The following is a 12,938-nucleotide window of genomic DNA, read 5'->3' as shown; positions in this document are numbered from 1 at the left end:
GCGGCAAGCCTAGGGCCAGGCGGCATAGGAGCCATCGTCGCGCACCTGGCCCATCGCCGCCTCCTGCCGGTACTGCCGGGGTGACTTGCCGCCCAGCCGCTTGAAGAAGCGCGAGAAATAGGCCGGGTCGTCAAAGCCGAGATGGGCAGAGATTTCCGCGATCTGCAGCCCCGAGTTTTCGATCATCTGCCGCGCCTCGGCAATTATCCTTGCGTGGATGAGGGCCAACGGCATTTGTCCGGTTGCGCGCTGCACGGCGCTGGTCAACCGGTCGACGCTGAGGCCGAGATACCGGGCATAGTGAGCAACCGTCCAGTGCGAGCGCATCTGCTGGTCCACCATGGTCAGAAAATTGCTCACCATGGTGCGTGGTGCAGGGAGGACGGCACTCGATGTCTTCACGATAGAGACGCGCGAGGCGAGCATAGCCACGATCTGTCAGGCGGGCTTGGTGGTGAGCATCGCCCGTGCCACGCCGCCCCGCTCCCTCTCGGTCGATATTCGTGTCGGGGGCCGGCTTGAGGCCTATTGCAGGGTCCATGGCAGTCTCTTGCCGGCCCATCTTGGTCCGCGCGAGCGGGCCCGTTATCTCGAAACGGTCCGGCTTGACGGCGTCACAGAACACACCATCAGCTGCGGGCGAAACCTTGAGACCGAGCTCGATGTCGTGCGCCAGGGCGGCTATGCCTTTGATCTGGCTGAACGGACGGCATCTCGGCCATGGCCGTGTCGGTCCTGACCCGCGGCGGCAAGAGTTTGCAGGCATCTTCATATTCGGGCCGACCTCCGTATTGATCCAGAAGCGTTCGACGAGGGGCTGGAACGCCTGCGCAAGGTCACCGAGATAGCAGCTCTGCCGTTGCATGGGCGGGCAGTGGGGTGAGCGCGGCATACTCGCCCTTGCACGTATATTAGTTATGTGTCATAACAATATTCGTGAGGAGGATACTCATGGACCTTAGGACAACCCCGATCCGCCCCGTGCGGCTGGGCAATATGGCAGCGCGTGAAGAGCGTCGCGCCGACGGCACAAGCATTATCAGCTCGGTCGAAGAGCTGGGTCCCTATCCGCGCGCGATTGTGGACGCGCTGGAAGACTGGGGTGCCCGCACGCCCGATGCCACCCTGATCGCCGACCGCGACGGCGAGGGTTGGCGCAAGCTGAGCTTTGCCCAAGTGCTGGAGAGTATCCCACCGATTGCACAGGCGCTGCTCGATGCGGGACTCTCGCCCGAACGTCCCCTTATGATCCTCTCGGGTAATGAAATCGAGCATTTCCTGCTCGGCATGGCCGCCATCTGGGTCGGCATTCCCTATGCGCCCATCTCGCCGGCCTACTCGCTGATCTCCACCGATTTCGGCAAGCTGCGCCACATTGCCGGCCTTCTTACCCCCGGCATGATCTACGCGAGCGATGGTGCGAAATTCGCTCCTGCCATTGATGCGGTCTTCGGTGCCGATGTGCCGCTGATCGTGCGCTCGAATCCCATCGCCAATCGCGCGGTCAGCATCTTTGCCGATCTGCTGCAAACCGCGGTCACCCCGGCCGTGCAGCAGGCGCATGACGCCATTACGCCCGAGACGATTGCCAAGGTGCTGTTCACCTCGGGCTCGACCGGCCTGCCAAAGGGCGTCATCACCACCAATCAGATGATGGCCTGCAACCAGCAGATGATCCGCCAGGCGCTGGCTTTTGTTCAGGATGAGCCGCCGGTCTTGCTTGACTGGATGCCCTGGAACCATGTTGCCGGCGGCAGCCACAATACCGGCATCGCCATCTATAATGGCGGCACCTTCTATATCGATGATGGTCAGCCCACCCCGGCGCGTTTCGGCCGCACGCTGGAAAATTTGAAGACTGTTCAGCCGACCCTGTTCACCAATGTGCCCAAGGCCTATGAATTCCTGGTCGCCGCATTTGACGAGCATCCAGAAGCGCGCCGCAACCTCTTCGCGCGGCTGAAGCTGCTGCAGTATGCCGGCGCAGGCCTCAGCCAGCACGTCTTTGACGGGCTGGACCGCGCCGCCCGCGCTGAGACCGGCGAGCGGGTGCTGATCATCACCGGCTATGGTTCGACCGAAACGGCGCCCTTTGCCTTCACCACCACCTGGCCCGTCGAGCAAGCCGGCCATATTGGCCTGCCCGCTGCTGGCATGACCATCAAGCTCGTGCCCAACGGCGACAAGACCGAACTGCGTCTCAAGGGCCCCAACGTCACGCCCGGCTATTGGCGCGACGAGGAAAAGACCGCCGAAGCTTTTGATGAAGAAGGTTTCTACAAGATTGGCGACGCCGTGCGCTTTGCCGATCCCGAAGACCTCGCCAAGGGCTTTGTGTTCGATGGGCGTGTCACCGAGGATTTCAAGCTATCGACCGGCACCTGGGTCAATTTCGCGGCTGTGCGCGGTGCGGTGATTGCGGCCTGCGCACCGCTGATCCGCGACGTAGTGATCACCGGGCTCGATCGCAATTTCATCGGCGCCATGATCTTTCCCGATCTTGCCGCTTGCGCCCGCCATGCGGGCCTGCCCGCCGAGACCAGCGCGCCTGCCATTCTTGCCCATCCAGCAGTGCGCGAGAAGTTTGCCGATAGCCTGGCTGCCTTGGCTCAACGCTCCACCGGCAGTTCCAACCATGTCGCGCGTGCCTTGCTGATGGCAGATGCGCCCGACATCGACAAGGGCGAGGTGACCGACAAGGGGTCGATCAATCAGCGGGCGGTGCGCACCCATCGTGCCGCGCTGGTTGAAAGCCTATATGCCGACACCCCTGGTCCCGATATTTTCGTTTTTTCCCGGAAAGGCGCCTGAGATATGAGCAAAGGCCTCCGCCTCACCTTCGACAACGCTTACCTGCTCGGTGGCGCCCGCACCCCATTTGTCGACTATCGCGGCGCCCTCAGCGCGATTTCTCCGATTGATCTGGGCATCAAGGCCGCGCGGGCGGCCATTGAAAAGACCGGCGTGAAACCAGGTGATATCGGCCACACCATCGCCGGCTCGATGGCCCAGGCCTCCTTTGATGCCTATGTCACCCCCCGCCATATCGGGCTTTATGCCGGTGCCCCCGTCGAGGCGCCGGCCCATCTGGTGCAGCGCATCTGCGGCACGGGAATCGAGGTCATCGCCCAGGCCGCGGATTCGGTCTCTCTGGGTCGGGTCGACCTGGCGCTGGCCGCGGGCTGCGAAAGCATGAGCCGCAATCCCATCGCCGCCTATACGCACCGCAATGGTTTTGCCATGGGACAGGTAGAGTTCAAAGACTTCCTCTGGGAGGCGCTCTATGACCCCGCCGGTTGCGTCAATATGGGCGACACAGCCGAGAATCTTGCCAAGCAGTACAATATTCCCCGAGAACGGGTGGACCGCTTTGCCGAGCGCAGTTTCAACCGCGCCATCGCCGCACGTGACGCCGGCATTCTGGCCGAAGAAATCGTGGCGGTGACCAACGAAGTCTTCGAGATCGAGACCCTCGACAAGCGCGGCATCCAGCTGCCGCGTGGAGTGGAAAGCGTCGATACCGATAGCCACATCCGCCCCTCGCCCTACGAGGTGCTGTCCAGGCTCCGCCCCGCCTTTGGCGGCGTGCAGACCGGTGGCAATTCCTCTGCCATTGTCGATGGGGCAGGGGCCGTGCTGGTGGCCTCGGGTGCCTATGCAAAAGCCAATGGGCATACCCCTCTCGCCCGCATTCTCGCCAGCGCTGCAGTGGGCGTGCCGCCCCAGATCATGGGCATCGGCCCCGCCCCGGCCATTCGCGCCGTTCTCGAAGTGGCGGGCATGACACTCGACCAGATCGACCGGGTGGAAATCAACGAAGCCTTCGGCGCCCAGATCCTGGCCTGTGTCGATGAACTCGGGCTCGACGAAGACAAGCTCAACGTCAATGGCGGCGCCATTGCCATCGGCCATCCGCTCGGCGTCACCGGCATTCGCCTTGGATTGACCCTCGCCAATGAACTCAGGCGTTCGGGCACCCGCTATGGCATCGCTTCGGCCTGTATTGGCGGCGGGCAGGGCATTGCGCTGCTTATCGAGAACCCGGAGGCGGCGTAATGGATATTGCGGGCAGAAAAGCCTTCGTCACTGGCGGCGCATCGGGACTCGGGGCCGCCACCGCGCGTGCGCTGGCCGCGGCTGGTGCCTCCGTCGGCATTTTCGATCGTGACGCGGACAAGGGCCGGGTCATCGCCGATGAATTGGGTGGGCAGTTCTTTGCGGTGGACGTTGCCGACGCCGCCAGCGCCGAAACAGCGGTCGATGCAGCCGTTGCTGCACTCGGCACGCCTACCGTGCTGGTCAATTGCGCGGGCATCGGTACCGCGGCCCGGATTGTCGGCCGCGAGGGTCCGATGCCGCTCGATGCGTTTTCCCGCGTCATCAATGTCAATCTGATCGGCAGCTTCAATATGATGCGGCTTTGCGCCCATGCCATGTCGCTGGCCGAGCCGGACGAGAATGGTCAGCGCGGCGTGGTCATTTCCACCGCCTCGGTAGCCGCCTATGAAGGGCAAATCGGTCAGGCGGCCTATGCCGCGTCCAAGGGCGGCATCGTCTCGCTGACCCTGCCGGCGGCGCGCGAGTTTGCCCGTTTCGGCATTCGCGTGCTGGCCATCGCGCCGGGTCTGTTCCTGACGCCGCTTCTCGAAGGCCTGCCGCAAGAAACGCAGGACGGTTTGGCCGCGGCTATCCCCAATCCGCCGCGCCTGGGCAAGCCACGCGAGTTTGCCGATCTGGTCATGGCCATGGTGGGCAATGACTATCTCAATGGCGAAGTGGTGCGGCTCGACGGCGCCCTGCGCATGCAGGCCAAATAGGATCCGCCATGTTTTCCAACAACACCAGGGTAGAAATTCAGTTCGGCGATTGCGACCCGGCCGGCATTGTCTATTACCCCAATTACTTCCGCTTTTTCGACAATGCCACCGCGGCCATGCTCTCGGCGGCCTTTGCCATGCACAAGCGCAACTGGCTCGATCATTTCGGCATTGCCGGCATCCCCATGGTTGATACCGGCGCGCGCTTCATACGCCCCTCCAGCTTCGGCGACGTGATCGAGATCAGAAGCGAGATCACCGATTTGGGCCGCTCCAGCTTCGGGGTGAAACACAGCCTGTTCAAGGATGGCGAACTGGCCATCGAAGCCCGTGAGAAGCGCGTCTGGGTGGTGCGTGCCGAGGATGGTGCCATCCGCTCCGCGCCCCTGCCGGATCAGGTTCGTGACCTGCTGAGCCAGACCAAATGAGTACCGTGAAGGACACATCGATGACCAAGGACCAGGTGCTGATCCTCGAACAGCAGGGCAATATCAGCCACCTCATGCTCAACCGGCCGGAAAAGCGCAACGCGCTCAACGACGATCTCGTCGCCGCGCTCGATGCCTTTTTTGCCGATGTGCCCGAACAGACCCGGGCAATTGTGATTTCCGGCACCGGTGGACATTTCTCGTCCGGGCTCGACCTCTCCCAGCATGTCGCCAGACAGCCGCTCGATGTCATGGCCCATTCGCGCAACTGGCATCGCGTCATGGCCCGCATCGCCCATTCTCCGGTGCCCGTCGTTGCGGCCATGAGCGGCGCAGTAATGGGGGGCGGTCTCGAGTTTGCGGCCGCTTGCCATGTGCGTGTGGCTGAGGAGACCGTGCGGTTCCAGATGCCCGAAGGCCTGCGCGGAATCTTCGTGGGCGGTGGCGGTTCGGTGCGCATCTCCCGCCTGATCGGCACGGATCGGCTGACCGAAATGATGCTGACTGGCCGCACCTATTCCGGTGTCGAGGGCGAGCGGCTGGGCTTGGCTCATCATCTGGTGCCCGAAGGACAGGCGGTGGAAAAAGCGGTTGAACTGGCCGGGCGCATCGCCAGGAATTCCCGGACCATCAATGGCTTCATCATCCAGGCCATCGCGCAGATCGGCTCGATGCCGCCCGAGGCAGGCCTATATGCTGAAAGTCTGACGGCGGCCCTCAGCCAGACCGGGCCGGATGCCGAGGAGGGTCTGAAGGCATTTCTGGAGAAGCGGCCACCCAACTTTGGCTGAGCGCGCTGCGGGTCAGATCAGGCGATCCAGCAGCGCCAGCAATTGCGCCCGCGCAGCCGGCCCGCCGAGCTGGGCCACGGTTTCCTCTTCGAGCTGGGCATGCCGGGCCTGGGCCTGGGTCAGGAACGCCTTTCCTTCTGCTGTTAGATGCAGCGCATTGGCGCGCTTGTCCTCCAGCGATGGAACGCGTTCCACCAGGCCGCGCTCTTCCAGCCCGTGCACCAGCGTCACGAAATTGGCCCGCTTGATACCCAGGACCTCGGCAATTTCCGTTTGCTTGCGGCCCGGGTTATCGTCGATCAGCACCAGCACCGAAAATTCCGCCGGCCGCAATTTCAGTTCATCGAAGACGGCAAGAAATTTCTGGAACACGCTGAGCTGGGCGCGGCGCAGCCGGTAACCGACAAGTGAGGTTGTCGCATCCGTTCGCAACGCGGTGTCGCCCTCGGTGGGCGCAGGTGGATTGGTCTTGTTTCGACGCATGGTTATGCGACCGTAGCGAGGCGGTTCAGGAAGGCAAGCAGACATGCGGGCATAGCGCGTGAATGCATGGGAAAACTCAGCCGAACGAAACGGATCGTGCGGACAGTTCCATGCCATTCGGTTATCGAACATACGGAAAGCTTCGGTGTTTGATCGCTATAATCGCAAAAATGTATAATCTGGCTGTTATGAGATGGCTGGCATTTGTCATTTTACTTGACCGCGCTCGAAGTCCTAAAACCGGTATGATACAAGGGGGGAGACCTGCGTGTTTAGAGACGAGTCCCTGTTGGGGCGATTCATAGTGGGAATGGCGCGGTTGATGGCGATCGCCGGCGGCTTGGTCTTGCTGGCCATGGTCGGCATGATTGTGGTCAGCATCATCGGCCGCGCCCTTCTGTTTGTCGGTCTTAAGCCAATCACCGGCGACTATGAGCTGGTCTCCATCGGCATGGGCTTTGCGATCTTTGCTTTCATGCCCTGGGCCCATCTCACGCGCAGCCACGCTTTGGTTGCGCTGGTCACCGACAGCTTCGGCCTGCGCGTCAATAGCTGGATCCTGGTGATCACCGACATCATGATGCTGGCGGCGTCCTGGTTCATCGCCTGGCGCCTCTACTTTGGCATGATGGACAAGTTCGCCTATCGCGAGACCACGCTATTGCTGCGCTTCCCGCTGAGCTGGGCCTATGCGATGGCCTTTGTCGGCGCCGTCGTGATGGCGGTAGTAGCTGTCTATGTGCTGGGCCGCTCGCTCAGCTATGCCATTAAGGGTGAAGCCGAACCCAAGCAGGCGGGAGCCGAAGTATGACCCCCTTGATGCTTGGCTTTCTCGGCCTGCCGCTCGTTCTTGTCCTGATCTTTCTGCGCGTGCCCATTGGCCTGGCCATGCTGGGCGTTGGTGTGTTCGGCAGCTGGTTGATCACCGGCAGCTTCAACCCTGTCTCGGCCCAGTTCAAGAATCTGACCTATTCCACCTACGCCTCCTATTCGCTCTCCGTCGTACCGCTATTCCTGCTCATGGGCCAGTTCGCCACGCTGGGCGGCCTGTCCTCCGGCCTGTTCAATGCGGCTGCGGCCTGGCTTGGTCATAAGCGGGGCGGCGTGGCCATGGCGGCAATCGGGGCCAGCGCCGGCTTCGGCGCCATTTGTGGCTCCTCCCTGGCCACGGCCGCCACCATGGGGCAGGTGGCCCTGCCCGAACTCAAGAAATACGGCTATTCGGGCGCACTTTCGACCGGCACGGTTGCTGCAGGCGGCACGCTGGGCATTCTCATTCCGCCCTCGATCATCCTGGTGATCTTCGCGGTACTGACCGAGCAGAACATCGCCAAGCTCTTCATGGGCGCCTTCGTGCCGGGGATACTGGCCGCCATCGGCTACATCATCGTCATCATGCTCTATGTCCGCATGGTGCCCGGATCCGGCGGCGTGCGCGAAAGGCTGCCCTATGGCCGGCGGTTCCGCGAACTGGCCAAGACCTGGCCGGTCCTGGCGGTGTTCGTGGCGGTGATCGGCGGCATCTATGCCGGCATCTTCACACCGACCGAGGCTGCGGCCGTGGGCGCCGCTGGCACCTTCCTGATCGCCCTGGCGGCTCGCAGCCTGGATCGCAAATCGATCGTGCAGGCGTGCCTGGCCACGGCCAGCGCCACCGCCATGATTTTCCTCATCGTGCTCGGCGCCGCGGCCCTCAACAGTTTCCTGGCGCTGTCCCAGGTGCCCCAGGTCCTGGCGGCCTGGGTTGGCGAACAGGGGTTCAATCCCTGGATCGTGATGATCCTGGTGCTGATCTTCTATCTGGTCATGGGGTGCGTAATGGACTCGCTCTCCATGATTCTGCTGACCGTGCCGATCATCTTCCCGATGATGTCCGTGCTCGATTTCGGCCTGACGCCCGATGAATTCGGCATCTGGTTCGGCATCATCGTGCTGATCGTGGTGGAAGTCGGCCTGATTACCCCACCAGTGGGCATGAACCTGTTCATCATCAATTCCATGGCGCCCGGAACGCGCCTGTCCGACACCTATCGCGGCGTGTTGCCCTTCGTGGCCAGCGACATGGTCCGCACCGCAATCCTGGTAGCCTTCCCGCCCGTTACTTTGTGGCTGGTCTGGATGCTCTACTAGGTAAGAACCTGTTCCGGCCTGGTTCCGCTGGAGCCAGGCTGGGACACTCAACCGGCCAAACATGGCCATGACGAGGGAGGGATACCCGATGAAGACCAAGAGCCTGGTAATGGGGGCGCTGGCTGCGCTCGCCATGTCCACCACTGCCTTTGCCCAGGAAGTCACCCTGCGCATTCACCAGATGCTGCCTGCCCAGGCAACCATTCCGGCACAGGCCATCGAGCCCTGGGCCGCCAAGGTTTCCGATGAATCGGACGGCCGCATCAAGTTCGAGCTCTACCCGGCCATGCAGCTCGGTGGCGCTCCCCCGGAGCTGTTCGACCAGGCCAAGGACGGCGTTGTCGACATCATCTGGACCGTGCTCGGCTACACGCCCGGCCGCTTCCCCAAGTCGGAAGTGTTCGAGCTGCCCTTCATGATCCCCAACGGTGAAGTGGGCTCGGCGGCCTTCTACAACTATGTGCAGGAAAACTCGGCTGACGAATTCGCCGGCGTGCATGTCATCGCCCTGCACACCCACGGCCCGGGTCTGTTCCACTCCAAGGAGCCGGTCACGAGCCTGGAAGATCTCAATGGCATGAAGGTGCGTGGCGGTTCGCGCATCATTTCCGACATGTTGGCTGAACTCGGCGCTGAGCCGATCGGCATGCCGGTGCCGCAGGTGACCGAGGCCCTGTCCAAGGGCGTGATCGACGCCACCACCATTCCCTGGGAAGTGACGCCGTCCCTGCGCGTCGCCGAGCTGGTGCAGAACCACACCGGCTTCACTAGCCAGTACGGTCTTTACACCCAGACCTTCGGCTTCGTGATGAACATGGACAGCTACAACAACCTGCCCGACGATCTGAAGGCCGTGATCGACGCCAATTCCGGCCTCGAGACCTCGCGCATGTTCGGCCGCGTCATGGATAATGGCGACGCCACCGGCCTCTCGATTGCCGTCAATGCCGGCAATAATGTCGTTCAGCTCGACGAAGCCGAAACCGCCCGCTGGATCGAAGCGGCCGGGCCGGTTGTGGATCGCTGGCTTGCCGACATGGACGGCCAGGGGATCGACGGTCAGTCTCTGCTCGATGCGGCCCGCGCCGCCGTCGCCGCCGAGATGTAATCGGCCTTTTCAAGCAAGAAAAATGGCCCGGTCGGGAAATCGACCGGGCCATTTTTTGTCCCCTTTCCTCGCTCAGCAGACCGGCACGTGTCCGCTAGGCTGGCAGTCCGACATAATTTTCCGCCAGCACCTGCTGGGCCGCATGTGAACCGCTGAGATAGTCGAACTCGGCCCGCTGGATACGGCGCCCGAACCGGCCGGTTTCGGGAAAAGTGTGCAACAGGCTCGTCATCCACCAGCTGAAGCGTTCTGCCTTCCAGATGCGCGCTAGCGCCCGCTGCGAATAATTGTCGATTCCTGCCGCAGACTTTTCGGCATAAAGCTCGATCATGGCATCGGCCAGAATGGCCACATCGCTCATTGCCAGATTGAGCCCCTTGGCCCCGGTCGGCGGCACGATATGGGCCGCATCCCCAGCCAGGAACAGCTTGCCGAAGCGCAGCGGCTCGGCCACGAAACTCCGCAGCGGGGCAATGGATTTCTCGATTGACGGCCCCGTCTGCAGGGCCTCTGCCGTTTCCGGATTGAGACGAAGACGCAACTCGTCCCAGAACCGGTCATCACTCCAGTTCTCGACCTTTTCGTCAGTCGGCACCTGCACATAATAGCGGCTGCGTGTGTTCGAACGCTGGGAGCACAACGCAAATCCGCGTTCGTGATGCGCATAGATCAGCTCATGCGCGACAGGCGGTTTGTCGACCAGAATGCCCAGCCAGCCAAAGGGGTAAGTGCGCTCAAAAGTGGTCAGCGCTTCTTGCGGCACGCTGGCCCGGCTGACACCGTGATAGCCATCGCATCCGGCAATATAGTCGCAATCGAGCCGATGGGTGACCCCGTCCCGCTCCCAGCTGACAGCGGGGTTGCCGTCGAAATCATGGATCGCGACATTGCCCGCCTCATAGATGGTGTTGCCCTGCCGGGCCTCCATCAGGTCGCGCGTGACCTCGGTCTGCCCGTAAACGGTGACGTGCTTGCCAACCAGCCCCGTAAAGTCGATCCGCAGCCGGTCGCCGTCAAACGAGAGGTCGGTGCCGTGATGGATGAGGCCCTCCGCTCTGAGCCTGCCAGCCACCTGCGCCCGCTCCATCAGATCGACAGAGCCTTGCTCCAGAACACCGGCGCGGATGCGCCCGAGCACATAGTCGGCACTCTTGCGTTCAATGATGACATTGTCGATGCCGGCAAGGTCCAGCAGGCGGCCTAGCATGAGGCCGGCCGGGCCCGCGCCGATAATGGCGACTTGAGTGCGCATTCGCTCCTCCACTTTTTGCCACCATGATGCGCGTGCAGCGGGTCGCCGTGAATGGACAGACCACGCAATCTCTTGCACTATCTGAACATGAACTCGATCCCGACCTATGCGCTATACGGTGAAACCGATGGGGAGGCGCGGCAGGACTGGTTGCACTGGGAAACCATCCAGGCCCGCAGCCGCCTGCACGATTATCGCATCGCCCCACACCGGCACGACCAGTTCTTCCAGGTGCTCTATCTCACCGCGGGGCAAGCTGAGATGACGCTGGATGGCGACGATCATCTGTTGCTGCCCGAGAGCATTGCGGTGGTGACCGCGGGAACCGTGCATGGCTATGCCTTCAGCACCGATGTGCGAGGCATGGTGGTCACGCTGATGGAGCGCGACATTGTCGGGCTGGGCCTGCCGCGCCCGCAGGCCATGGTGATCCATCGCAATTGCCAGGAGGTCGCCATGGCGCTGGGCCGTTTGACCGCCGAGGCAGACCGGCCGGGAGCCGGCCATGACTTGGCCATGCGCGCCCATCTCATGCTCTTGCTGGTCGCGTTGCGGCGCGCCGATGTCGCGGCCACGCCGCCGCAAGACACTGGCCGGGCCGCTCATCTGGTGGCGCGGTTTCGCGATCTCGTCGAACAGCAATTCCGCCTGTCGCGCCGCGTGGCCGATTACGCGGACGCGGTGGGCATCAGCCACACCCATCTCAATCGCCTCTGCCGGCAGCGACTTGGCCGCTCCGCCCTTGATGTCATCGAACAGCGCGTCGCGCTCGAAGCGCGGCGGCAATTGCTGTTTTCAAACTTGACCATCAAGCAGATCGGGGCCGACCTAGGCTATGACGATCCAGCCTATTTTTCCCGTTTCATCACCCGCATGTTCGGCCTCCCGCCAGCGGCCCTGCGCGAGCAGATGCGGCGGCACTAGGGCGCATGCCGAGACGCCTCAATTGCCGTCTTTCCGCAAGCGTTCGGCAACGGCCCGCACGGACTGCATGAGGCTCGCTGTAGACAGCGATGTCGGGGTGTCGGTGCGGGTGGTAAAGCCCACCGGTCCCAGTGTTTCGCTGGTATCCACTGGCAGCAGCGCCAGCCGGCCCTCGGCGACATCGTCGGCCACCACCCCCTCGGAAATGATCCAGATGGCCTCGGTCTGGCGGACATAAGAGCGGCCAAAGGCATTGGACACGGTCTCGATCTCATCGCGCAATTGCGTCACACCATGGGCCAGCAGGATGCGCTCCACCACCGGGCGGATCACCGAATCCGGTGTGGGCATCAGTGTCTGGTAGTGCTCAATCAGCCTGAGATTGAACTCGGGTTCGTCGAGCACTGGGTGTCCGGGCCGCACTGCCAGCACCACGCGCTCCGAATAAAGATGCTCGAAGCTGAGGCCCACCATGGCATTGGGTTCGGCCATGCGGCCGATCACCAGATCGACATCGCCGGTGCGCAATAGCGAGAGCAAATAACCATTGGGGCCGGTAATGATGCGAGTTTTCACCCCGCCATTGTCCTCGGTAAAGGCGCGCACGGCATCGGGCAGCATGCGCGCCGATACTGTGGGCAGGGCGCCAACCCGCACCATGGCCGTGTCATGCGTCCCCCGCGCCGCATCGATCCCCTGGCGCAAGGCCGCGATGCTGGTCGAGGCATAGCGGAAAAACACTTCGCCAAAGGCTGTCAGGGATAATCGGCGCCGGCTGCGATCGAACAATTGCCCGCCCAACAGGGCTTCGAGCTCCTGAATCGTCTTGGTGGCAGCAGGCTGGCTGATATTGAGCGCCTCGGCGGCCCCGGCCATGGAGCGCAACCGCGCCACCTCAAGGAAGCAGGCGATGTGCCGAAGGCGAATACGAGGATCGATAATGCGCGGTGACATTGCGTTTCCGGTTATGCCATATACCAATTTGATAGCAAAAATTGCGCAACA

Annotated in this window: 14 protein-coding genes; 10 read left to right on the top strand and 4 right to left on the bottom strand. The window is 62.5% G+C overall.

Annotated elements, in window-relative coordinates; all coding sequences use genetic code 11:
* Nucleotides 1-9: 9 nt before the first annotated feature.
* Nucleotides 10-363: a helix-turn-helix domain-containing protein gene (locus tag GO014_RS13765; protein ID WP_210252454.1), complete on the bottom strand. Its 354-nt coding sequence runs from the start codon at nucleotides 361-363 to the stop codon at nucleotides 10-12.
* Between GO014_RS13765 and GO014_RS13760 the strand changes: the two genes are divergently transcribed.
* The 6 genes from GO014_RS13760 (at nucleotide 362) to GO014_RS13735 (ending at nucleotide 6,036) form a co-directional block, all read left to right on the top strand.
* A complete protein-coding gene (locus GO014_RS13760) occupies nucleotides 362-739 on the top strand; it encodes an IclR family transcriptional regulator domain-containing protein (RefSeq protein ID WP_210252453.1) in 378 nt (125 codons plus the stop codon). The genes GO014_RS13765 and GO014_RS13760 overlap by 2 nt on opposite strands.
* Before the next feature lie 212 nt (nucleotides 740-951).
* Nucleotides 952-2,811 carry a feruloyl-CoA synthase gene (locus GO014_RS13755; RefSeq protein ID WP_157290911.1) on the top strand — a complete coding sequence of 620 codons (1,860 nt, stop codon included), beginning with the start codon at nucleotides 952-954 and terminating at the stop codon, nucleotides 2,809-2,811.
* Nucleotides 2,812-2,814: 3 nt separating this feature from the next.
* On the top strand, nucleotides 2,815-4,056 hold the full coding sequence (locus GO014_RS13750; RefSeq protein WP_157290910.1) for a thiolase family protein: 1,242 nt from the start codon (nucleotides 2,815-2,817) through the stop codon (nucleotides 4,054-4,056).
* Nucleotides 4,056-4,817: an SDR family NAD(P)-dependent oxidoreductase gene (locus GO014_RS13745; protein ID WP_157290909.1), complete on the top strand. Its 762-nt coding sequence runs from the start codon at nucleotides 4,056-4,058 to the stop codon at nucleotides 4,815-4,817. Before GO014_RS13750 ends, GO014_RS13745 begins: the two co-directional genes overlap by 1 nt.
* An 8-nt stretch (nucleotides 4,818-4,825) precedes the next feature.
* The gene (locus GO014_RS13740; RefSeq protein ID WP_157290908.1) at nucleotides 4,826-5,245 is read left to right on the top strand and encodes an acyl-CoA thioesterase; all 420 of its coding nucleotides are present in this window, start codon (nucleotides 4,826-4,828) and stop codon (nucleotides 5,243-5,245) included.
* A 20-nt stretch (nucleotides 5,246-5,265) separates the two neighbouring features.
* A complete protein-coding gene (locus GO014_RS13735) occupies nucleotides 5,266-6,036 on the top strand; it encodes a crotonase/enoyl-CoA hydratase family protein (RefSeq protein ID WP_157290907.1) in 771 nt (256 codons plus the stop codon).
* Between the two features lie 12 nt (nucleotides 6,037-6,048).
* Here GO014_RS13735 and GO014_RS13730 read toward each other — a convergent pair whose 3' ends face one another.
* Entirely contained in the window at nucleotides 6,049-6,519 is a 471-nt protein-coding gene (locus tag GO014_RS13730; protein ID WP_157290906.1) for a MarR family winged helix-turn-helix transcriptional regulator, read from the bottom strand.
* Nucleotides 6,520-6,787: 268 nt separating this feature from the next.
* Here GO014_RS13730 and GO014_RS13725 point away from each other — a divergent pair, with 268 nt between their 5' ends.
* From GO014_RS13725 to GO014_RS13715, 3 genes are all read left to right on the top strand, one after another.
* Nucleotides 6,788-7,330 carry a TRAP transporter small permease gene (locus GO014_RS13725; protein ID WP_343030962.1) on the top strand — a complete coding sequence of 181 codons (543 nt, stop codon included), beginning with the start codon at nucleotides 6,788-6,790 and terminating at the stop codon, nucleotides 7,328-7,330.
* Nucleotides 7,327-8,649 (top strand): TRAP transporter large permease, encoded by a 1,323-nt coding sequence (locus GO014_RS13720; protein WP_157290905.1) that lies wholly within the window; start codon nucleotides 7,327-7,329, stop codon nucleotides 8,647-8,649. The genes GO014_RS13725 and GO014_RS13720 overlap by 4 nt, the downstream gene beginning before the upstream one ends.
* An 88-nt stretch (nucleotides 8,650-8,737) precedes the next feature.
* The gene (locus GO014_RS13715; protein WP_157290904.1) at nucleotides 8,738-9,757 is read left to right on the top strand and encodes a TRAP transporter substrate-binding protein; all 1,020 of its coding nucleotides are present in this window, start codon (nucleotides 8,738-8,740) and stop codon (nucleotides 9,755-9,757) included.
* Between the two features lie 94 nt (nucleotides 9,758-9,851).
* Here the strand turns inward: GO014_RS13715 and pobA are convergent, their stop codons facing one another.
* Entirely contained in the window at nucleotides 9,852-11,009 is a 1,158-nt protein-coding gene (gene pobA, locus GO014_RS13710; protein WP_157290903.1) for a 4-hydroxybenzoate 3-monooxygenase, read from the bottom strand.
* Between the two features lie 51 nt (nucleotides 11,010-11,060).
* Between pobA and GO014_RS13705 the strand changes: the two genes are divergently transcribed.
* Nucleotides 11,061-11,933 carry a helix-turn-helix domain-containing protein gene (locus GO014_RS13705; RefSeq protein ID WP_246204632.1) on the top strand — a complete coding sequence of 291 codons (873 nt, stop codon included), beginning with the start codon at nucleotides 11,061-11,063 and terminating at the stop codon, nucleotides 11,931-11,933.
* Nucleotides 11,934-11,951: 18 nt separating this feature from the next.
* Here GO014_RS13705 and pcaQ read toward each other — a convergent pair whose 3' ends face one another.
* The gene (gene pcaQ / locus GO014_RS13700) at nucleotides 11,952-12,875 is read right to left on the bottom strand and encodes a pca operon transcription factor PcaQ (protein ID WP_165836774.1); all 924 of its coding nucleotides are present in this window, start codon (nucleotides 12,873-12,875) and stop codon (nucleotides 11,952-11,954) included.
* Nucleotides 12,876-12,938 lie beyond the last annotated feature (63 nt).

It is taken from the genome of Devosia marina (genome assembly GCF_009758415.1).
Lineage (GTDB): Bacteria > Pseudomonadota > Alphaproteobacteria > Rhizobiales > Devosiaceae > Devosia > Devosia marina.
The sequence above is the reverse complement of the archived record's forward strand: the minus strand, read 5'-3'. Positions and strand labels throughout refer to the sequence as shown.